General features: G+C 52.9%; 14 protein-coding genes. 8 read left to right on the top strand and 6 right to left on the bottom strand.

From position 1 onward, the window contains the following. Positions 1-59 precede the first annotated feature (59 nt). Positions 60-1,523, bottom strand: a complete 1,464-nt coding sequence (locus tag ACO064_RS20605; protein ID WP_421829111.1) for an APC family permease — start codon at positions 1,521-1,523, stop codon at positions 60-62. A 272-nt stretch (positions 1,524-1,795) separates the two neighbouring features. On the opposite strand from ACO064_RS20605, the gene ACO064_RS20600 reads away from it, so the two are divergent. Continuing rightward, positions 1,796-2,770: a c-type cytochrome gene (locus ACO064_RS20600; RefSeq protein ID WP_421829110.1), complete on the top strand. Its 975-nt coding sequence runs from the start codon at positions 1,796-1,798 to the stop codon at positions 2,768-2,770. An 8-nt stretch (positions 2,771-2,778) separates the two neighbouring features. Here the strand turns inward: ACO064_RS20600 and ACO064_RS20595 are convergent, their stop codons facing one another. After that, positions 2,779-5,133 (bottom strand): family 20 glycosylhydrolase, encoded by a 2,355-nt coding sequence (locus ACO064_RS20595; protein ID WP_421829109.1) that lies wholly within the window; start codon positions 5,131-5,133, stop codon positions 2,779-2,781. Positions 5,134-5,188: 55 nt separating this feature from the next. On the opposite strand from ACO064_RS20595, the gene ACO064_RS20590 reads away from it, so the two are divergent. The 6 genes from ACO064_RS20590 (at position 5,189) to ACO064_RS20565 (ending at position 15,661) form a co-directional block, all read left to right on the top strand. Next, the gene (locus tag ACO064_RS20590) at positions 5,189-5,791 is read left to right on the top strand and encodes a DUF6134 family protein (protein ID WP_421829108.1); all 603 of its coding nucleotides are present in this window, start codon (positions 5,189-5,191) and stop codon (positions 5,789-5,791) included. 376 nt (positions 5,792-6,167) lie between these two features. Then, positions 6,168-9,200 (top strand): SusC/RagA family TonB-linked outer membrane protein, encoded by a 3,033-nt coding sequence (locus ACO064_RS20585; protein ID WP_421829107.1) that lies wholly within the window; start codon positions 6,168-6,170, stop codon positions 9,198-9,200. A 94-nt stretch (positions 9,201-9,294) separates the two neighbouring features. After that, complete coding sequence (locus ACO064_RS20580; RefSeq protein ID WP_421829106.1) at positions 9,295-10,677, top strand: RagB/SusD family nutrient uptake outer membrane protein; 1,383 nt, start codon at positions 9,295-9,297, stop codon at positions 10,675-10,677. A 22-nt stretch (positions 10,678-10,699) separates the two neighbouring features. Then, entirely contained in the window at positions 10,700-12,328 is a 1,629-nt protein-coding gene (locus ACO064_RS20575; RefSeq protein ID WP_421829105.1) for an alpha/beta hydrolase-fold protein, read from the top strand. A gap of 18 nt (positions 12,329-12,346) precedes the next feature. Further along, positions 12,347-14,260 carry a CocE/NonD family hydrolase gene (locus tag ACO064_RS20570; RefSeq protein ID WP_421829104.1) on the top strand — a complete coding sequence of 638 codons (1,914 nt, stop codon included), beginning with the start codon at positions 12,347-12,349 and terminating at the stop codon, positions 14,258-14,260. A gap of 351 nt (positions 14,261-14,611) precedes the next feature. Beyond that, entirely contained in the window at positions 14,612-15,661 is a 1,050-nt protein-coding gene (locus tag ACO064_RS20565; protein WP_421829103.1) for a sialidase family protein, read from the top strand. Positions 15,662-15,694: 33 nt separating this feature from the next. Here ACO064_RS20565 and ACO064_RS20560 read toward each other — a convergent pair whose 3' ends face one another. Together ACO064_RS20560 and ACO064_RS20555 are read right to left on the bottom strand one after the other, a co-directional pair. Next, a complete protein-coding gene (locus ACO064_RS20560) occupies positions 15,695-16,180 on the bottom strand; it encodes a hypothetical protein (RefSeq protein WP_421829102.1) in 486 nt (161 codons plus the stop codon). 12 nt (positions 16,181-16,192) lie between these two features. Further along, the gene (locus ACO064_RS20555; RefSeq protein ID WP_421829101.1) at positions 16,193-16,645 is read right to left on the bottom strand and encodes a hypothetical protein; all 453 of its coding nucleotides are present in this window, start codon (positions 16,643-16,645) and stop codon (positions 16,193-16,195) included. A gap of 155 nt (positions 16,646-16,800) precedes the next feature. Between ACO064_RS20555 and ileS the strand changes: the two genes are divergently transcribed. Continuing rightward, positions 16,801-20,370 carry an isoleucine--tRNA ligase gene (gene ileS, locus ACO064_RS20550; protein ID WP_421829100.1) on the top strand — a complete coding sequence of 1,190 codons (3,570 nt, stop codon included), beginning with the start codon at positions 16,801-16,803 and terminating at the stop codon, positions 20,368-20,370. 127 nt (positions 20,371-20,497) lie between these two features. Here the strand turns inward: ileS and ACO064_RS20545 are convergent, their stop codons facing one another. Beyond that, positions 20,498-21,190, bottom strand: coding sequence for an aspartate/glutamate racemase family protein (locus tag ACO064_RS20545; RefSeq protein WP_421829099.1), 693 nt, complete (start codon positions 21,188-21,190; stop codon positions 20,498-20,500). A 22-nt stretch (positions 21,191-21,212) separates the two neighbouring features. Continuing rightward, positions 21,213-22,106, bottom strand: a complete 894-nt coding sequence (locus tag ACO064_RS20540; protein WP_421829098.1) for a 1,4-dihydroxy-2-naphthoate polyprenyltransferase — start codon at positions 22,104-22,106, stop codon at positions 21,213-21,215. Positions 22,107-22,217 lie beyond the last annotated feature (111 nt).

Below are 22,217 nucleotides of genomic sequence, written 5' to 3'. Positions count from 1 at the left end.
CGAAATGCTTTTTCTGATGGGTGTATTGCGAAAACCGGTGCAGGAATTGTGCCGCAGCCTTAATTCTTCCGCCCGCGTGAGGTCATGAAATAAATCGGGACGCCCAGACCGGCAATTAACAGTCCCATACCGGTATTGAATGTTTTTTCTTTCAGCAGAATCAGGCAGATGGTCACCCCGGCCACGATGTAGAGCGCCGGAACCAGCGGATACCCAAAGGCTTTGTAGGGTCGCTCGGCATTGGGTTCTTTGCGACGGAGCAGAAAAAGGCCGCCGATGGTAATGATGTAGAACACCAGCGAGGTGAAGGTGCAGTAGTCCAGTAAATCACCGTACGTACCTGACAGACAAAGGATTGATGCCCAGCCACACTGTAACCAAAGCGCGATACCGGGGACGGAATTCTTGTTGAGTTGGGATGCGGTTTTTAGAAAGAGACCTTCTTTCGCCATGGCGTAATAGAGCCGCGCACCCGACAGAATCAGGCCGTTGTTGCAGCCGAAGGTTGATACCATGATTAAAACCGCCATAATGGCCACGGCCACATCCCCGAAAATCAGCGAAACCGAAGCCGTGGCCACGCGGTCGTAGGAAGCAAACTGAATGCCCCGGCCCACCACATCGGCGGCATTGGGCGATCCCTGCAAGGGCAGCAGCGAGAGATAGGCAATATTGGCCAGCACATAAATGGTGGTTACCATCAGCGTTCCCACGAACAAACTCAGGGGAATATTCCGGCGCGGATTCCGGATTTCGCCGGCAATGAACGTCACGTTATTCCACGAATCGGCCGAGAAAAGCGACCCGATCATCGACACGCCCAGCGCCAGCAGCAACGCCATGCCGCCGAGCGACACTACGGAGCCATCGGCTGTCGTTTGGGTGGCCGCCCAGGCATTCTGGAAGTTCGCCGAGAGCGTTCCGGTTTTTGATCCAACGCCGATGCCCACCACAATCAAACCCAGGAGAGCCAGCAGTTTGGCTGATGTGAAGACGTTCTGAATCAGCTTCCCACTTTGAATACCCTGGCTGTTGATCCAGGTTAGCAACACCACACTGCCAATGGCAAAGAGCGCCGACGCCTTGATGGGAAAGCTGCCGACATTGAACAGGATATTTTCCGGATTCAAGGCCGGAATAAAAACCGCCGTAAACTTGGTAAAGGCCACCGCAACGGCGGCAATGGTTCCCGTTTGAATCACGGCAAAAACCGTCCAGCCATACACAAATCCAAGCAGTGAGCCATACGCCCGCTGGATGTACACGAACTGTCCGCCCGCTTTAGGCATCATACCGGCCAGTTCGCCGTAACTCAAAGCCGCCGTCACGGTAATGACGCCCGTCAACACCCAGAGTAACAGCAACCAACCCGCCGATCCGACGTTGCGGGACATGTCGGCGCTAACGATAAAAATACCGGAACCAATCATCGACCCCGATACGAGCAGGGTGGCATCGACGAACCCCAGCGAGCGTTTTAATTCGGTTTTCTCTTCGGTTAACGGGTTTGCGTAATCAGACATACAGGGGTTTTGAGCTTGAAAAGGTTGGAATCGGAAGATAAAGAAAAAAACTGCGATTCGGCAAAACCGGTCTGAAAAACAAGTTTCAGGTCATCAAAACGACCGATCCGCTTGCTTCAACGCGTTAAAATGCGGTTTTTACCTTTCGATTGAACGGTCGGTTTCTGTCGGCAAATGTTGCTTTTTTGACGCATTCCGACACCACCAAACCCACTTGCACCCGCTTAATTTGTGTCTGTAAACTCAAATACTTCTCGTTAATTCCGCTTTGTATGAAAAAAGTACTGCGCATCGTATTGATTATAGTCGGTTTTGTCGTCGTTGGCTTGCTGGGCTTCGTCAGTTTCGTTGCCGTCCGTGGCATTCCCACCTACGATCCACCCGTTGTTCAGGAAATGAACATCGAAGCTACCCCGGCCCGGCTGGAACGGGGCGCCAAAATTGCCCAGATGCACTGCATTGCCTGCCATTCCGGCGCCGATAACCGACTCACAGGCCGACACATGAACGACCTTCCCGGGCTGTTCGGGACCATTTACTCCATGAACATTACGCAGGACAAAACCGTCGGAATTGGCAACTGGACCGATGGAGAACTGCTCTATTTTTTGCGAACAGGCGTTCGTAAAAACGGCACCTTCGCCGGAATTATGCCGAAATTTGCGACAATGGCCGACGAAGACCTGCAATCGGTCGTGGTCTGGCTGCGGTCCGATGCCGCTCCGGTTCAAGCCTCCGGCCAGGAAGCTCCTCCATCGGACTTTTCGCTATTCACCAAGCTGCTGGCCAACACCGTCATCAAACCGCTCCCCTACCCTGAAACGACCATTGTGATTCCGGATAGCACCGACGAAGTGGCATTTGGGCGTTACGTAGCCGACGGTTTGGGAACCTGCTATGCCTGCCATTCGGCCGATTTCACCAAACAAAATCCCCTGAATCCCGAGTTGTCAGCGGGGTATTACGGCGGTGGAAACGAGATGAAAACCCCCGATGGCAAACCCATCTTTACGGCCAATTTAACCTTTGATGAAGAAACCGGGATTGGCAAAAAATACACGAAAGAGCAGTTCATTCGGGCGGTCAAAGCCTGTGTGCGGCCGGATGGCAGCCTGATTCGGTCGCCAATGTTTCCGCACCAGATGACCGACTACGAAGTGGGAGCGATTTATGAGTACCTGAAAACGGTTCCTAAAATCAAAAACGACGTTGCCGGCAAAGAGAAAGAAGCCCTCGCCAGCAACTAAACCCGGGCTTACTCCACCGTTATTTCATCCACCATGACCCAGGCATCTTTGCCCGCCTGGGTCATGGTGGATGGTACTTTTCCTACATTTCGGGCTATAATCCGCACATACCGACACCTCACCGGTTCGAAGGTGAGAGTCTGGCGGATGATGGCCTTTTTGCCGCGTTCCATTGGATCCATCGAAACGGTTTTGACCGTCTGGAACGTTCGGCCATCGTCCGAAACCGCCACATCGACCTGTTTGGGCAGCAGAATGGCCCCGGCAGTAGCTTTCACCAATCCAATCGTTACCAGTTGAATCGACTGCGGTTCGGCCAGATCCAGGGTGGCGGTCAGGTCGGCGGTTTTCACACCGGCCACGTTTTGCATTTCCTCCAGATACCCAATGGTGGTTCCGTAGCGTCCGTCGATCAATAATGCCGGGTCTACGTTTTTAGGTCTTGTTGGAACCGCAGCGAATTGGATCGATTTGCCGGTCGCTTTTGAAACCGCAAAATCCCACGCTTGTACGTCGCCAATGACCACACCTTTTTTTACCGCAACGGTTTTCACCGTCGTGGGTTTTGTCAGGTTCAACGGGTGATCATACCGGACGGATTGGGCTGTGGGCGTCGAGCCATCGGTCGAATACCGGATTTCGGCGGTTTCTTCCTGGGTAGTAAGCGAAACCTGCAACGTTCCATCCGGCTGCGGATGGGCTTCGGCTACCACATCGTAATAGGCGCGGGAATACGAAACGCCCAGCGCATCCAGTCGCTTGAAGAGAGCCGGCAATCGGCGGGTGAAGTCCGGCCAGTTCTTCTGATCGAGGGGCGTCCATACCACTTCAGCCACGGCAGCCGCCCGCGGCCAGACCATATACTCGACCTGATCGGCGGTTTTGAGGTATTCAGTCCAGACGTTGGCCTGTGCGCCAATGAGGTGTTTTTGAGCCGCTACGGGCAAATCTACCGGCGTCGGGTCATAGGAATACGTTTTTTCGAGGGGCGTGAACCGGCCAAAAGCCAGCGGTTCCTGCGACCGATCGGCCTGGTAATGATCCAGATACAGAAAGTTACCGGGTGTCATGATCACATCGTGGTTCTGCCGGGCGGCTCTTAAACCGCCCTCGATGCCGCGCCAGCTCATGACGGTTGCACCCGGCGACACCCGAATGGCTGGACTGTTCCCTTCCAGAATCTCATCCCAGCCAATGGTTTTCCAGCCTTTGGATGTCACCCACTTATCGATTCTGGAAATAAAATAACTCTGCAACTGGTTCTCATTTTTCAGCTTGAGCTTCTTCATCAGATTCTGGCAAAACGGGCTTTTTTGCCAGGAAATTTTAGGGCATTCATCACCACCGATGTGAATATAGGGGCCGGGAAATAGCGTCATTACTTCCGTCAGAACGTCTTGCAGAAAAGTAAACGTCCGGTCGTAGGGACACAGAACGTCCGTGAAAATGCCCCATTTGGTGGCGGTTTCGTAGGGCCCGCCAGAACAACCGAACTCCGGATAAGCCGCTAAAATGGCCAGGGCGTGACCCGGCATTTCTATTTCAGGAATAATAGTTACATATTTGGATTTCGCATACCGCACCACTTCACGCACTTCATCCTGCGTATAGAAACCGCCGTACGATTGCCCGTCAAACTGTTGTGGATCTGATTCATAATAGTGGCCAATCAGGGTTTCCTTCCGCCGACTACCGACCTGAGTTAATTTGGGGTATTTTTTTATCTCGATCCGCCAGCCCTGATCGTCGGTCAGGTGCCAGTGAAACGTGTTGAATTTATGCAGAGCCAGCAGGTCGATGTATTTTTTGATGAACGAAACCGGGAAGAAATGCCGGGCGACATCCAGGTGCAGCCCCCGGTAGCGGTAGCGGGGTTTGTCCTCGATACGACAGGCCGGAATTGACCAGTTAACCGATGGTTTTACTAGCTTTGTAGCAAAGATTTCGGACGGCAAAAGTTGATACAGGGATTGGACGGCGTAAAAAAAACCAGCCGGTTTGGTCGCTTCAATCGTTATAGTAGTGGCGGTAACGTCAATCCGGTAGCCTTCGTCGCCCAGATTCGCGTCAGGAACCGGCACAAAAGCCAGAAAAGTGCCGGTTGACGTCACTGCGGGGCGGTTTTCTGTTCGCAGTGAAAACCCGGCAGCGGCCTGGAATTGCCGGATAAAATTTTCGGCCAGCGTTTTCAGTTCGGCGTTGTTCGGAGGAAACCGGACAGTGGTTTCGTTGCTAAAAACAAACCGGCCATCCCGTAGTTCCGTTTGGGCCGGTTTGGGAATGATCTGAAGGGCTTGATCTGGCTGGGTAAAGCCGGAAAAAGACAGCAACAAACCCAGCCACAGACCAACAATTCGAGGCATACACACAAGCAGTTGAGTTTTTAATCGGTTAAAAGTACACAAAACCAGTTCGAACGTGCTACAGTTTTTTTTCATTACCGGCTTATTGATACTGACCTGCACGCGAAGTTTCTGCCAGACGGTAAATCAAAAATACGAAATCGATATCGCCGGTTTTCGCGTCGGGACAATGACGGTCGCCCAGATTACCAGCCCCGGCTCCGTGGTCTACGATCAGGTCAGCGACGTTGAATTCTGGTTTTTCGGAAAAATCAAAGTGTATTACAAAACCGTTTCCCGTCACGACCCGACCTCCCGCCAGCTCCTGCATTCCGACATCGACGCGCTATCCAATCACGGGAATTACCAGTCCGACATTATCTGGAAAAAAGACCACTACGACATCAACGTCAGGCAGTATAAATACGAACGAAAAGCGATTGAACCGAACCCGATTGATTTTACCACCATGCGGCTTTATTTTGAAGAACCGGTGGGCCGCACCCGGGTTTTTGCGGAATACTTCGGCGATTACGCCACCATCGAACCCACGAAAAAAGGAAGTTACCGCATTCGGATCGATGACCGGGAAGACGAGTACTTTTACGTAAAGGGAAAGTTGGTAAAGATCATCAAAAAGAACCCGATCAAGAATTTTGTAATACGATCGATTGAATAAGTACCCAATAGCAGTATTTTATTACCCAGCACCTATTTTCGACAAAACATTATAAAAAAGATAGAAAATATACAATATTTAATTTTACAATTGCATCAATAATCTTCAAAATATTTTGACAATTTTAATATTATCAAAATAATATTTGCACTTTAAGAATAAGTACCTATAATTGCATCGTCAGTTTTTCTGACGCCTTACAAAACCAACAGGCCAAAACCATCTCCGGCAAACTTCCCGGTTTGCTGCCCTTTTTCTTCCCATTCTGAACAGTCGTGCGGTCTCCTTGTCGTGAGGAGCGCAGAACTGCTATTGCCTGTACTCAACACACCCATTCTTACTTTCTTCCATTTTTTATAACCCAAACTATTCAATAATGAAGCAAATCTATTCTCTGTTACTGGTCTGGATCGTCGTCAGCGGCCTCGGAAAAGCCTGGGCGCAAGACCGAACGCTTTCCGGAAAAATCACCAGTTCATCTGATGGCACTCCCCTGCCTGGTGTCAACGTGGTGGCCAAAGGTTCTTCAAAAGGCAGCGTTTCGGACGTCAACGGAAATTATTCCCTGCTGGCACCGGCCGGCACCAAAACGCTGGTCTTTTCTTACATTGGCTTTCTAACCCAGGAAGCACCCGTTTCGGCCTCCTCCAATGTCATCAACGTAACGATGACGGAAGCCAGCCAGAGCCTCGACGAGGTCATTGTTTCGGGTCTGGCCACGAGCGTTAAACGAAGCAATGCCGCCAACGCCGTCACCCGGATTTCGTCAGACGAACTGGTCGGGAAAACCCGCCCGGTAACCCTCGATGCCGCCATGAGCGGTAAAATTGTCGGGGCCAACATTGTGCAGAACAGCGGTGCGCCCGGCGGTGGGATTTCCGTAAAATTGCGCGGAGTTTCATCCATCAACGGGAGTTCCGAACCCCTGTATGTCATCGATGGCGTTTTCGTCAACAACTCCCAGTTTGCCACCGGGGCCGGTTCCGGCTCGTTCAGCGGGGCGGGCGCTAACCAGGATCAGGCTCCCAACCGGATTTCCGACATCAACCCCGCCGACATTGAGTCGATGGAAATCCTGAAAGGCCCCAGTGCGGCCGCGATCTACGGAACCCGCGCCAATGCCGGGGTGATTATCATTACCACGAAAAAGGGGAAAGCGGGTAAAACCAAAGTGAGTTTCGGTCAGGATGTCGGCTTTTCGTCGGCCACCAAACTGCTGGGTTACGAAGGCTTTAGCCTGGACCCCATTGGCCCGGAAGGACAGACCAAATTCGACTACGTTTTTGGGAACGGAACCGTGGGCAGTGGCAGCAAAACAGAAATCGACCTGTGGCAGAAAGCCACCGCCGAAGGCAAGCTGTATGATTACGAAAAATACATTTACGGCAATACCGGCAAAATTACGAACACCCGGCTGAGCGTTTCCGGCGGGAACGACAAAACCAAATTTTACATGGCGGCTGGTTTGAACGACGAAACCGGCATCCAAAAAGGAACCGGTTTTCAACGCAAGTCGATCCGCCTGAACGTGGATCACAAACTGGCGAAATGGGTCGATTTTTCGATTGGTTCCAGCTACATGCAGACGGGCGCCCAGCGGAGTTTCAGCGGGAACGACAACCGGGGCGTTTCGATTGGCTACACCCTGGCCTATACCCCTGATTATGCCCAGTTGATGCCCGTCAACGGCGTTTACCCGCAGTCCCGCTACACCGGCGACAGCCCGGTTGCCATTGCCGAGCGTACGATCAACGACGAGATGACCAACCGGTTTATTCAGTCGTTTACCAGCAACATATACTTCCTGCAAAAACCGAACAGCACGCTGAAACTGGCCCTCCAGGGCGGTCTGGATTATGTCAATACGGAAGCGGAAGTGTATTTCCCGGAAGATTTGCAATCGCAGCTCACCCGGGCCACGCCCGGTGCTTCCCGGTACTCGAAAAACCGGAGTTTCAACACCAACTTGCAGGCTTTCCTGATTTATAACTGGCAGTTGCTGGGTGGTAAACTCGACCTGACGTCGCAGGTGGGAACAGTGCGGCTCTCGACCGACAACGACTTTAGCTGGATTCAGGGTGACGGTTTGTTACCCAAACAGAAAAACCCCAACACCGGAAGCGTTCGTACGTTCAGCGAAACCTGGCAGGCCTGGCAGGATGTGGGTCTGATTGCCCAGCAGGAAGCCAATTACCAGGATAAAATCATTGGTACGCTGGGGATTCGCTTCGACAAATCGAGCCTGAACGGCGACAATGCGAAATGGTACGGTTTTCCACGGGCGTCACTGGCCGTTAACCTGACGAAATTCGGATTCTGGTCCTACGACCCCATCAGCCAGTTCAAACTCCGGGGCGCTTTTGGCCGGACCGGGGGCGTACCGGCTTACGGAAACCTCTTCACCTCGCTCGGAACCACCATCATCGACGGCCAACTGGGTTCCGTTACACCTACCAGCGTTGGAAACCCGACCATCGAGCCCGAAACGGCGCAGGAAATGGAATGGGGTGTCGATCTGGGCTTGTTCAAAAACCGGGTTAGTCTGGAAGCGACCTATTACGACAAGAAAATCTTCAACCTGCTGAATCCCTACACCTTATCATCCGGAACCGGGGTTACGCAGTTCAACGCCTATCCGGTGGGTGATTTGCAAAACCGGGGGGTTGAACTGGGCCTGAACGTTACTCCGGTCGAGATGTCGAATTTCACCTGGACCTCCTCGGTGCAATACTGGTTCAACCGCAGCAAGATTACGCGGCTGGAAATTCCGAATACGACGGTGGGTTCCGGTTTCAGTATCTACGGACGCAACCAGTTGCGGTTGGGCGAATCGCCAACCCGCTGGTATGGCTCCCCGAACGTGCCGGATGCGCAGGGCGTTGCCCAGGCGACCCGCTACGAAGATGCACAGCCTAAATACCAGGTTTCGTTTTCCAACCAGTTCAAAATTTTCCAGAGCTTCGACTTCGGATTTCTGCTGCACACCAGCCAGGGAAATCATAACTCCAACCTGACGACCAAACAGAAAGATACGGGCGGAACGACGAAAGACTGGAGCAAGGTCGACAATTTGTATGGCAACGTGGGTCTGCCCAACGGACGCGCCCGGCTACCAGCCAACCCCAACGTAACGGCCCGCGAATTCATCCAGGATGCGAGTTATGTGCGGTTGCGCGAGGTTTCGCTGTATTACACGGTTCCCCGAACCATTCTGGGCAAAGCGTTCGCCAATGTGGTGTCCAACATCCGGATCGGTACGTCGGCCCAAAACCTGCTGACTTTTACCAAATACGAAGGCTACGATCCCGAAGCGTCGAACTTTGGAAACCAGTCGGTGGGTGCCAGCGTCGACAATGCCGCTTTCCCGAACAGCAAACGGATTTTCTTCCACATTGCGGTTGATTTTTAAGAATTGCCCCCCACCCCCTGAAGGGGGCTTTTGCACTCGGTTTGTTTAAGCCCCCTTCAGGGGGTGGGGGGCCAAACACTCAAATGATTCCTCTATGAAATTTTCTCTAAAACATACCATTCTCCTGGCCGGACTTGCCCTGGCGATGCCGTCCTGCAGCTTTTTCGAGGTCGAAGACACCATCGACCCCAACAACCCCGCCCTGGAGTCCATCCTGACCAACGCGTCACGGATTCAGATCAACCAGATGGGCATCGGCATCCAGTCGTCTTTCCGCAACGGCCAGTCGAACCTGGTTCGGGTTGCCGGATCCATTGGCCGGGAAGTTTACAACCTGGCGTCTACAGAACTAACCTGGACCACCGAATTGCTGGGAACGACCAACGGCGGTTTTAGCGCAACCACCTTATTCAACGGTTATTACAGCGATTACGCCCAGACCCGTCGCCGGGCTGAATACTTTAAACTGGCCGCCGAGAACTCCGCTCCCAGTGCGCTGACCGACGCCGAAAAGCAGGGTATCCGGGGTTTTGCCAATACCGTATCGGCTTACACAATGCTGTATATGCTGAACATGCAGTATAAAAATGGCATCCGGATCAAGTACACGGACTTGTACAGCCCGGGTGATATGCTGAAACCGGGGCCGTTTGTCTCGTACGAAGAAGCGCTGAAGGAAATCCGGCGACTGCTGGACGAAGGGGCTACGCAACTGGCTGCGGGCGGAACGGCTTTCGGCTTTACGATGACGAGCGGTTATGCCGGGTTCAATACGCCCGCCAATTTCCGGAAATTCAACCGGGCGCTGGCCGCGCGGACGGCAATGTACCAGCAGGACTGGACGGGGTTGCTGTCCACGCTGGGCGAATCGTTTTTCGACCTGAATGGTGCGCTGACGACTGGCCCCAACTTCACGTATTCAACCACCTCGGGGGACATCACAAATCCGCAGTTTCAGCAACTGAACACGACGGCGTCGCCCGTAGTCGCCCAGGCGTTGTTTATCTCCCAGGCCGAAGCCGGTGATACGCGGGTGACGAAAAAAGTGACGAAACGCACCTCCGCCCGCGCCCTGAACGGAATTATTGGTGAGTATGACGTGTCGATGTATCCGCTCAGTACCAATCCGATCTCGATCATCCGGAACGAAGAACTGATTCTGATGTATGCCGAAGCGATGATTCAAACCGGTAAACTGACGGATGCCGTGACAGCCCTGAACAAGGTTCGGGTTGGTGCCGGATTAAAGGAACTGGCCACCGCCAAACCGGCGATTCTGAACGACAAAAACGCCCTGATCGACGAGTTGCTGAATCAACGCCGGTATTCGTTGTTTTACGAAGGCCACCGCTGGTTCGACATGCGTCGCTACGGCCGTCTGGCCCAGCTTCCGAACGATCAGCCGAATCATAAAGTATACGATCAACTGATCCGTCCGTTTGCTGAAATTCAGTGGGATGCTAAAAATCCGCAGTGACCTAACCCCTAACCCCCGTTTTATGAATCATTTTCACAGTAAGATCGCCCGGCGATTGATCATCGTTCTGGCTGTTCTGACCTCGCTTACCGGGTTTGCCCAAACCAAGCTCAAATTTGAACTTTCGTTTCCGGCCGCCATCAGTTCTACGCCCCTGACGGGCCGGATGTTTCTGATCATTACGCGCAAAGACAGCACCGAACCCCGCCAGCAGGTGGGCCGCTACGGCACGCAGTTCTGGGGAGCGGATTTCGAAAAACTGGCTGCGGGCAAAGCCGTCACCATCGACGGTTCTACGCTGGGTTATCCCATCAACGCGCTGAAGGATGTTCCGAAAGGCGAGTATTTTGTGCAGGCGGTTTTGAACAAATACACCGAATTCAAACGGTCGGACGGCCATACGGTCTGGATGCACATGGATCAGTGGGAAGGCCAGCAATGGACGCGCTCGCCGGGGAATGTCTACAGTGCGGTTCAGAAAATCACGATCGATCCGGCGAAAAGCGAGACCATCAAGCTGGAAGTGACGAAGGTGATTCCGCCGATTTCGGTGCCTGCGGATACCAAATGGGTGAAGCACATCAAAATTCAGAGCGCGAAACTGACGAAATTCTGGGGCCATCCCATTTTCATCGGCGCGACTATTTTGTTACCGAAGGGTTACGACGATGAACCCACCCGGCTTTATCCGACGGTGTATCAGCAAGGCCACTTTTCGACCGCGCCCCCGTTCCGGTTTGCCGAAAATCCGAACAACGAGTTTTACAAAGACTGGACAGCGGATAACGGTCCCAAGTTTATTGCCATCACGCTGCAACATCCGTCGCCGTATTTTGATGATTCGTACGCGGTCAATTCGGCCAACAATGGCCCATTTGGCGACGCCATCCACGAAGAATTGATCCCGGAAATTGAAACCAAATTCCGTTGCATCCGCGAAGGCTACGCCCGTTTGCTGACCGGCGGTTCGACCGGCGGCTGGGAATCGTTTGCGCTCCAGGTCTGGTATCCGGAGTTTTACGGCGGAACCTGGTCGTTTGCCCCTGATCCGCTTGATTTCTGGAACGTGGAAGGCATCGATATTTACAAAGACAAAAATGCGTTCTACAAAGAATACGAATGGTATAAAGTACCTACGACGAACACGCGTATTCCGGCAACCGGCGAACCCCGCCTGACCTCCGAACAACGCAACATGATGGAGCTGGTCAATGGCACGAAAGGGCGTTCGGGCGGTCAGCTCGACGTCTGGAGTTCGGTTTTCGGGCCGGTCGGTGCCGACGGGTATTTCAAACCGCTGTTCGACAAAAAAACCGGGGTGATCGACCCCAGCGTGGCTGCTTACTGGAAGGAACATTACGACCTGCGCCATTATCTGGAGAAAAACTGGGCCACCGTTGGACCGAAGCTGGTGGGCAAGCTGAACATTATCGTTGGGCGGATGGACGATTTCTTCCTTAACTTTGGGGTGTATAAAGTCGACGAGTTTTTGAGCAAAACCACCAATCCGGCTTACGGCGGTTCAGTTACGTACGGCGACCGCGGTGGTCATAGCTGGCGGCCCTATTCCAACGGCGAGTTGCTCAAGATCATGGATGCGCACATCAAAAAGATGGCTCCGGCCAAGGGTGCAACGACGAAAGCCAATTAGTCTAATCAACGCAATTGTATGAAAATCAGTCTGAAAATACCGTCGGTTCGCCTGCTTCTGCTGCTGGCGGTGGTCGTTGCTCTAAGTAATCCACTGCTGGCGCAGATGCCGGGGGCCAACAAGGCGGATTCGCTGTATATCCGGGAAAATTACGTCAAGACGGAAGTGGTGGTGCCGATGCGCGACGGGGTGAAACTGTTCACATCGATTTATACGCCGAAAAACACCTCGCAGAAATACCCGATCATGTTCGACCGGACACCCTACAGCGTGGCCCCCTACGGAGCAGATGCGTATAAAACGTCGCTGGGACCTTCAATGGCGTTCGCCAAAGATGGCTACATTTTTGTGTATCAGGATGTTCGGGGACGCTGGATGTCGGAAGGTAACTTTGTAGCGGTTCGGCCGCACATTCCCGACAAGAAGAAAAAAACCGATGTGGACGAAAGTTCGGACACCTACGACGCCATCGACTGGCTGGTCAAAAACATTCCGAACAACAACGGGAAGGTGGGCACCTGGGGCATTTCGGCACCCGGTTTTTACACCACCATGACCGCCATCGACGCCCACCCGGCTCTCAAGGCGGTTTCGCCCCAGGCCCCGGTGACGGACTGGTATATGGGCGACGACCGGCACCACAACGGTGCGTTTTTCCTGATGGGTACATTTGCCTTTCTCTCGTCGTATGGCCAGCCCCGCCCGGTTCCGACTACCAAAGGGGGGCCGCGTTTCAACGGCTACTACACCCCGGATTCGTATAAATTTTATATGAATGTCGGGCCGCTGTCGAAGGTCAACGAAAAGTATTTCAAAGGCGAAAATGCGCTCTGGCAGGAGATGATGGTACACGATACCTACGATGAGTACTGGCAAAGCCGGGCGGTTGTTCCGCACCTGAAAAACATCAAACCGGCCATTATGACCGTGGGCGGCTGGTTCGACCAGGAAGATTTGTACGGTCCGCTCAAGACCTACGCGGGCATCGAAAGCAAGAATCCGAAGACGACTAACAAGTTGGTGATGGGGCCGTGGATTCATGGCGGCTGGGCGCGCAGCACCGGCGAGTCGCTGGGAAATATTCGTTTTGGCGCCAAAACGTCGCTGTATTACCGGGAAAAAATCGAGTTGCCGTTTTTCAATCACTACCTGAAAGACGGCCCTAACCCGCAACTGCCCGATGCGTCGATCTTCCTGACGGGCTCCAACGAGTGGAAACAGTATAGCCAGTGGCCCCCCAAAGAGTCGGAAGAACGCAGCATTTATTTACATGCCAACGGCAAGCTGTCGTTCGAACCCCCAAAGGAAACCGAAGCGGTTTTTGACGAATACGTGAATGATCCGAAAAAACCGGTTCCCTACACGAACAACGTCCAGATCATCCGGGGGGCTGATTTCATGTATGAAGACCAGCGGTTTGCGGCTGCCCGCCCCGATGTGATGGTATATGAGTCGGAAGCGTTGACGGAAGACCTGACGATTGCCGGAAACGTGATGGCGAATCTGTTTGTGACATCAACGGGAACGGATGCGGATTTTGTGGTGAAACTGATCGATGTCTATCCCGACACGACGACGGCCAGCAGCCCGATTCCGACGACGAAAATGGCCGGTTTTCAGTTGATGGTGCGGGGTGAAGTGATGCGGGCGAAATTCCGCAACAGCTTCTCCAAACCGGAACCGCTGAAACCGGGCGAAGTGGCCGAAGTGAAATTCGACATGCAGGATGCGGCTCACACGTTCAAAAAAGGCCACAAAATGATGGTGCAGGTGCAGAGTTCGTGGTTCCCGCTGGTGGACCGCAATCCGGGCAAGTTCATGAACATCTACGACGCCACAGAGGCTGATTTCCAAAAAACCACCCAACGGGTTTATTTCTCGAACAAAAATCCCTCGCACGTCAAAGTCCGGGTGCTGAACAAGGGTATTTGAGCGTTGCTGATTAAAAACCGCCGGGCCGTAAGGGAGGAATTCCTTTGCGGTCCGGCGGTTTGTTTATGGTACAATGAGTCGTAAAATAGACTGTCTGCGGCAAAAAATACCAGCCCCCGGTTTTAACCGTGGGATTTCAAAAAACCGATCAAATTCATGGCAACCGTTTTAACGGTTTTGGTAGATTCTAAACCGTTAAAACGGTTTTTCCGGCCGCAATTGAATCGCTGTTACCCCACGGTTGAAACCGTGGGCTGGTCCAAATCCTGCTAAAATTTGCGATTGATTTCCAATCGAAACCAATACCTTTGGGTTCAAATTCCTACCCTGAAAAAACCGTTTGCTTTCCCAATGAAAACCCGATTTATCCTTTTCCTTCTCAGTCTTCTCCCCGATTTTTTAGCGGCCCAAACCGCCGGTATTGTCAAATCTGAATTTATTTACGAAACCGCCCCGTTTCCTTCCTGCCACGCGTCCACGCTGGCCGAAACCCCGGATGGCATCGTAGCCGCCTGGTTTGGCGGAACCGATGAGCGCGACCCTGATGTGGGCATCTGGTTTAGCCGGAAAACCGCTGCGGGCTGGACGGCCCCCGTCGAACTGGCGAATGGCGTTCAAGCCCAGGGGAAACGGCAACCCACCTGGAATCCGGTTCTGTTCCAAATGCCCAACGGACCTTTGCTGCTGTTTTATAAAGTGGGGCCGAGTCCGTCGACCTGGTGGGGTATGCAGATGAGTTCGGCCGATGGTGGCAAAACCTGGTCGAAACCCACCCGAATGCCCGACGGGATTGTCGGACCGATCAAAAATAAGCCGGTTTTGCTGGCTTCCGGCAACTTGCTGAGTCCGTCGAGCAGCGAAGACAACGGCTGGCGGTTACACATGGAAAGCAGCCCGGACGGCGGAAAAACCTGGCAGAAAACCCCGGCGCTCAACGATGGCAAGCAATTCAGCGCCATTCAGCCCAGCGTGCTGTTTCACCCGAATGGGCGGTTGCAATTGCTGTGCCGCAGCAAAAACGGCCGGGTTCTGGAAGCCTGGTCGGAAGATGGCGGGACGACATGGACGGAGTTGAAAGCGACTGAATTACCCAACCCGAATTCCGGAACGGATGCCGTAACGCTCCAGGATGGCCGACAACTGCTGGTGTATAACCACACGCCCAAAGGCCGCTCACCGCTCAATGTGGCCTTGTCGCCCGATGGCAAACGCTGGCAGGCTGCGGTGGTGCTCGAAAACGAACCCGGTGGGGAATTTTCGTATCCGGCCGTGATTCAATCCCGCGACGGTCTTGTTCACATCACCTACACGCACCATCGCAAGAAAATACGCTACGTAGTGCTGGACCCGGCTAAACTGACGTTGACCGATATCAAGGAAGGACAGTGGCCAAAACCGTAGTCTTTGGCTCCGAAAGGTTGTTAAAAACCAGAATCAGCGAATGACTTGCTGTTGCTGAATGGTGCTTTTGAGTCGCTCGATTTCCTGCTGCTGGCTATCGGCTTTGAAGTAATAATACAGCCCGGCGATCAGAAAGATCTTGGATAAGATAAACACAGCCAGGAAAGCGACTCGCCAGAGTTTATGGACGCGGATGAACGAATCGCTCACCTCCACTTCCACGTAATCGGATTTAGCGGTTTTGGGTTCCGCGTCTTTTTTATTATCCGTTTCGGGCTCCCGTTTCCTGATTTCCTGGCCGGGGATGCGCGCCTGGATGAGTTCCCAGGTGCCGGGTGGCGGGGGAACCGAATTTTCAACACAATACGTTTCAATCACCACCTCAAGCTCGTTCAAAGCCGAAGATACTTCCGGATAAAGAACCTTCATCTGCTGAACTTCGTGTTGCTCCTCTTCGGACGCTAACCCCAGCAGATAGGCCTCTAAAACCCCACTATCTATGTATTGACGAATTTCCAATTTCCTGCGTAATTACGATCGACGAAACACGTGAATAAAATCCCGAATGGCTTTTACTAATTCCGGTCTGGAAAGGCCAGACTGCTCGGAAATCGTTTCAAAGGAGTAGCCCTGACGAAAAGACAAGTCAAAAATATACTCCGGTGAATAACTGTTGTTTACCGAAAATGGTTCCGGGCGGGCGGCCTCCCGTTCTTTCGATTTGTCTTTCAACTCAAGCGCTTTAGCGCGTGCAATCCGAATCACCGCTATTGCCGGATTAACCGGCGAATTGGCGAAAGCAGGTAAGTTGTCGGCGGAAAAAACTTCCATCAGCGCCTTCTGGGCCAGGGCCGATTGCGGAAGAATCTGCAAGATAATCCCATAGGCCAGTGCACCAAACCGATCGTAGAGCGCCCGTTGATCAACCGGCTTGCGATGCTGTCGAAAGGCTCCATTTCCTGCTGATCGTTCCAGTTCATTCATGCCATACCCCATAGTGAAACATATTCGAAGGTTCTCCAGATTGGGTTAGACACGTTTGCCGTTAACCTACTTCGCATGCGATGTAATCTTTGTGTCTCGTTTCCAGCCTAATTCGCACAAAGTTAATGCCAAATTTAGCGTTTCCCTGCACGGCCATGCGTTCCGCCCAATTTTCCGTATCTTTGCGGTCAATTCCAAATCCCAGTACGATCGTGAGTTACAAAGAATATAAGAACCTGAATTACGCGCAGGTTGGCGATGATATATTAGCATTCTGGAAAGCCAATCGCGTTTTTGAACAATCCATCGACACGCGCGAAGGCCAGCCTACGTTCACGTTTTACGAAGGGCCGCCCTCGGCAAACGGAAAACCGGGCATTCACCACGTGATGGCCCGGGCGATTAAAGATATTTTTTGCCGGTATAAAACCTTGCAGGGCTTTCAGGTCAAACGCAAAGGGGGTTGGGATACCCACGGTTTGCCCATCGAGTTGCAGGTCGAAAAAGAACTGGGCATTACGAAAGACCATATCGGCAAGCCCGAATCCGAAGGCGGCATCAGCATTGAGGACTACAACCAGAAGTGCCGGGAAGCCGTGATGAAATTCACGGACTTGTGGAACGACCTGACCGAAAAAATGGGCTACTGGGTCGATCTCGACAATCCGTATGTCACCTACCAGAGTGAATACATCGAATCCGTCTGGCAGTTACTCAAACGACTGTATGACAAGGGATTATTATATAAAGGCTACACCATTCAGCCGTATTCGCCGAAGGCCGGAACGGGTTTGTCGTCGCACGAGCTGAACATGCCCGGCACGTACAAAGACGTGAAAGACACCACGATTGTGGCGATGTTCAAGGTGAAAGAAAGTGCGAAAACCGCACAGGCCTTTGGCGATCTGCACGGTTTAAATGCCTACATCCTGGCCTGGACCACCACGCCCTGGACCCTGCCGGGCAACTCCGCGCTGACCGTTGGAAAAGACATCGATTACGTTTTGATCAAAACCTTCAATCCATACACCTACGAACCGGTGAATGTGGTGCTGGCTAAAGCGCTGGTTGGTCGCTGGTTCAACGAGAAAGCCGAACGGTCGGACCCGCGCGACGGCGATTTTGACGGCTACGCAGCTTCGGACAAAAAGCTGGTCCCGTGGACCATTTTGAAAGAATTCAAAGGCTCGGAACTGGCCGGGATCGAATACGAGCAACTCATGCCGTATGTTCAGCCCGAAAAGCCCGCTTTCCGCGTTATTCTGGGCGATTTCGTGACGACCGAAGACGGTACGGGGGTGGTGCATACCTCTCCGACGTTCGGGGCCGATGACTTCCGGGTTGCCCAGCAAAACGGCATTCCGCCCATCATGGTGAAGGATGAAAACGGCAAAGAGGTGCCGATTGTCGATAAGCACGGGCAATTTGTGCCGGAAATCGGAGAGTTTGCCGGTCGGTATGTAAAGGAACAATATTATTCCGACGAGGAGCAGGAAGCACCGGAGTTCAAACCGACGGACGTGCTGATTGCCATCAAGTTAAAGACGGAAGGAAAGGCATTTCACGTCGAAAAATACGAACACCCCTATCCGCACTGCTGGCGGACCGACAAACCCATTCTGTATTACCCGCTCGATAGCTGGTTTATCAAAACGACAGCGGTAAAAGACAGGCTGGTCGCGCTGAACAAAACCATCAACTGGAACCCCGAAAGCACCGGAACCGGGCGGTTTGGCAACTGGCTCGAAAACCTGGTAGACTGGAACCTCAGCCGCAGCCGGTTCTGGGGAACGCCATTACCGATCTGGCGTAATGAGCTTGGCGACGAAATCTGCATCGGTTCGGTCGCCGAACTGAAAGCGGGTGTTGAAAAAGCCGTTGCATCGGGCTTATTGTCGGACGAACAAAAGAGCAAAAACGAAGTCTATTTGCAAAAAATCGAATCCGGTGATTACGACCTTCACCGGCCTTTTGTCGATGAATTGTACCTGGTTTCCGAATCCGGCAATGTGCTGCAACGCGAGTCGGATCTGATCGATGTCTGGTTCGATTCGGGTGCGATGCCCTACGCCCAGTGGCATTATCCGTTCGAGAATAAGGACGTTTTTGAGAAGGCGTATCCTGCCGATTTTATCTCCGAGGGCGTCGATCAAACGCGCGGCTGGTTCTTTACGCTCCACGCCATTTCCGGCATGCTCGGCACGCTGGATGAAAAAGCCGATTCGTCGGTAGCGTTCAAAAACGTGGTGTCGACCGGTCTGGTGCTGGACAAAAATGGCAACAAAATGTCGAAGCGGCTGGGCAACGCCGTCGATCCGTTCACGACGTTGGCGACCTACGGTGCCGATGCCACCCGCTGGTATATGATTACCAACGCCGAGCCCTGGGATAATCTGAAATTCAACATAGACGGCATTGCCGAAGTGCAGCGCCGGTTTTTCGGGACGCTCTACAATACGTATTCGTTCTTTGCCCTGTATGCCAACCTCGACCAGTTCGATTTCGATGGCGTTCGGACCATTCCGGTTGACCAACGCCCGGAGCTGGACCGCTGGATCTTGTCGAAATTGCAGTCGCTGGTACTGGAAGTAGAGCAGCAATTCGAGAATTATAACCCGACCAAAGCGGGCCGGGCGGTGCAGGATTTTGTGAACGACCAGCTTTCAAACTGGTACGTACGGCTGTCGCGCCGGCGTTTCTGGAATGCCCCTAAAGTCGCCCGCGACCCCGGCCCTAAAGGGGACTTTTTAAGTCCTGCAGATCCCGTGTCCAAGTCCCCTTTAGGGCCGGGGTCGCGGGCGACTTTAGGGGCCGACACCCGCGCGGCTTACGAAACGCTGCACGAATGTCTGACAACGGTTTCCAAACTGATGTCGCCGATTGCGCCCTTCTTTGCCGACTGGCTCTACCGCAACCTGACGAAAGAAACGGATTTATCGGTTCACCTCACCAATTTCCCGAAAGCGGAACAGGCGTTGATCGACAGCGATCTGGAAACATCCATGCAACTCGGGCAGGACATCTGCTCATTGGTTCACTCGCTGCGGAAAGGGCATAAAATCAAGGTGCGCCAGCCGCTGACGAAGGTGTTGATCCCGGTTTTGAACGAAACAACCCGGCGGCAGATCGAGCACGTATCGCCGATCATTCAGTCGGAAGTAAATGTGAAAGCCGTTGAGTTTATCGACGATGCGTCGGGTATTCTGAAGAAGAAAATCAAGCCTAACTTCAAAACGCTGGGGCCGAAATTCGGACCGATGATGAAGGACGTGGCAACGACCATCAACACGATGACCGAAGACGACATCCGCAAACTGGAAGCCGCCGGCAGCATGCAACTGGCGATTGGTGAGATTACGATGGCGGATGTCGAGATCCGGACGGAAGATGTTCCGGGCTGGATTGTGGCGACACAAGGCGGTTTAACGGTTGCGCTGGACGTGACGGTTACGCCCGAATTGCGCCAGGAAGGCATCGCCCGTGACTTTATCAACCGCATCCAGAATCTGCGGAAAGACCAGAATTTTGATGTGACGGATAAGATTCGGATTGAGTTGGAGAACAGCACAACCGAGGTGCTGACCAGTGCCATCGAAACCCATAAAGACTACATTTGTCAGGAAGTGCAGGCGCTGTCGCTGGAGTTGGTTAATGACCTGAACGGCAATGCGACGGAGATTGAAATGGATGAGTTTTTGCTGCGCGTGAAAGTGGCAGTCGCGTAACGAAGAATACCCACGGATTCAGGTTCGTGGGTATTTTTTGTAAAAAAGATGGTGAATCCTTCGGCACATTCCTCTCTACACATGATCCACCATCTATGTGTAGAAACATCAAAGAAATCGTATTGTTTTAAATAAGACTAAATTCGACCGCTGCCAGGGCGTGAAGCGTCGTGGTATCGAAAAGCGGCACGTTGGTATGTTCTGCCTGAACCAAAATCGGGATTTCAGTACAGCCTAAAATAACCCCTTCCGCGCCCTGCCCGGCGAGTTTTTCGATGATTTCGACAAAGCGAACACGGGTACTTTCGCTAAAAATACCTTTACTAAATTCGTGGTAAATCTTGTCGTGGACATATTTCTGATCCTCGTCGTCGGGCAAAATCACGTCGATGCCGAAACGCTCTTTTAATCGCCCGCGAAAAAATTGGCGTTCCATTGTGAAGCGGGTTCCTAATAAACCGACGGTTTGAAAACCGGCTTTCTGAATGGCTTCGGCGGTTACATCGGTAATGTGCAACAGCGGAACCGGCAAACGCTCGGTCACGCCCTCGGCGACTTCGTGCTGGGTGTTGCAGGCAATGACCACAAAGTCGGCTCCGGCCCGGACGAGTCCCTGCGCCATGTCGTCGACGGCGATTTCGATGGCCTTCCAGTCGTCGGCTTTCTGCCACTGGCTGAACTCTTCAAAATTGGCACTCGACAGCACGAGTTTCGCCGAATAATGACCGCCCAATCGTTTCCCAATCTCCTGATTGATCAGGCGATAATAAACCGCCGAGCTTTCCCACGACATGCCGCCGATGATTCCGATGGTTTTCATTTTTCAAGATCGGTTACGGTGATTACCCTACCAACGCGACACCCCACAACACGACAAACAGCAAGGTCGACAAGGCAAGTTGCCCCAGGCGCGGGTTCAACTCCCCTGGTTTTTGGTGATTTGCCACCGCCCGACCATTCAGCACAAACAGCGGAAAAGCCAGCAAATACAGCCAGCTAAATACATTGTGCCCGATGAAGAACGTGTATATTACGGCACAAAGCATACCGCCCAGCAGCAGCAGCCAGTGGTAGCGAACGGCCCGCTCCCGCCCCAGCCGCACCGGAATGGAGTATTTGCCGGTTTTGGCGTCGGTTTCAATATCCCGGATGTTGTTGATATTCAGAACGCCGGTAGCCAGTAAGCCAACACTGGTGGCAGGTAACAGAAGAATGGGTTCGAAGGACAAAGTGTGCAGAAAGTAGGTTCCCAGAACGCCCACCCAACCGAAGAAAAGCAGGACGGCAATGTCGCCAAAACCGCTGTAGCCGTAGGGGCGTTTGCCATTGGTATACGCGATAGCGGCTCCGATGCAGAGCAAACCCAGTCCTACAAAAATCCAGAAAACTTCCGTCGGCGCATTTTTCAGCGACTCGACCAGCAGCCAGATACCGGAAATCAACGCCAGAATGGACGTGACGATCATCGCGCGCAGCATGGATTCTTTGGTAATCAGGCCGGTTGCCACCGCCCGGCGGGGTCCTACACGCTCGGCGGTATCCTTGCCCGAAACCGCATCGCCGTAATCGTTGGCAAAATTGGAGAGGATTTGCAGAAAAATGGTGGTGAGCGACGCCAGAACGCAGATGGTCCAGCTAAACCGGCCGGCCGAAGCCGCCAGAAAACTTCCCAGAATGATGCTGGCCAACGCCAGCGGTAAAGTACGCGGCCGGGCAGCCGCAAGCCAGGATTTCATAGTTTTAACAATAAATGATAAATGTAAAGTGTAGAATGATGAATGTAAAAGTGATGGCTGGTATAAACTCCATCACTTTTACATTCATCATTCTACACTTTACATTTATCA

It is taken from the genome of Larkinella sp., assembly GCF_965227735.1.
Classification (GTDB): Bacteria; Bacteroidota; Bacteroidia; order Cytophagales; family Spirosomataceae; genus Larkinella.
The sequence above is the reverse complement of the archived record's forward strand: the minus strand, read 5'-3'. Positions and strand labels throughout refer to the sequence as shown.

Bases quoted from the DNA above. Each gene is read 5' to 3' on its own strand.
- ACO064_RS20605 (WP_421829111.1), bottom strand. From the start codon at position 1,523: ATGTCTGATTACGCAAACCCGTTAACCGAAGAGAAAACCGAATTAAAA.
- ACO064_RS20570 (WP_421829104.1), top strand. From the start codon at position 12,347: ATGAAAATCAGTCTGAAAATACCGTCGGTTCGCCTGCTTCTGCTGCTG.
- ACO064_RS20555 (WP_421829101.1), bottom strand. From the start codon at position 16,645: ATGAATGAACTGGAACGATCAGCAGGAAATGGAGCCTTTCGACAGCAT.
- ACO064_RS20575 (WP_421829105.1), top strand. From the start codon at position 10,700: ATGAATCATTTTCACAGTAAGATCGCCCGGCGATTGATCATCGTTCTG.
- ACO064_RS20600 (WP_421829110.1), top strand. From the start codon at position 1,796: ATGAAAAAAGTACTGCGCATCGTATTGATTATAGTCGGTTTTGTCGTC.
- ACO064_RS20580 (WP_421829106.1), top strand. From the start codon at position 9,295: ATGAAATTTTCTCTAAAACATACCATTCTCCTGGCCGGACTTGCCCTG.
- ACO064_RS20545 (WP_421829099.1), bottom strand. From the start codon at position 21,190: ATGAAAACCATCGGAATCATCGGCGGCATGTCGTGGGAAAGCTCGGCG.
- ACO064_RS20595 (WP_421829109.1), bottom strand. From the start codon at position 5,133: ATGCCTCGAATTGTTGGTCTGTGGCTGGGTTTGTTGCTGTCTTTTTCC.
- ileS (WP_421829100.1), top strand. From the start codon at position 16,801: ATGCGTTCCGCCCAATTTTCCGTATCTTTGCGGTCAATTCCAAATCCC.
- ACO064_RS20565 (WP_421829103.1), top strand. From the start codon at position 14,612: ATGAAAACCCGATTTATCCTTTTCCTTCTCAGTCTTCTCCCCGATTTT.
- ACO064_RS20585 (WP_421829107.1), top strand. From the start codon at position 6,168: ATGAAGCAAATCTATTCTCTGTTACTGGTCTGGATCGTCGTCAGCGGC.
- ACO064_RS20540 (WP_421829098.1), bottom strand. From the start codon at position 22,106: ATGAAATCCTGGCTTGCGGCTGCCCGGCCGCGTACTTTACCGCTGGCG.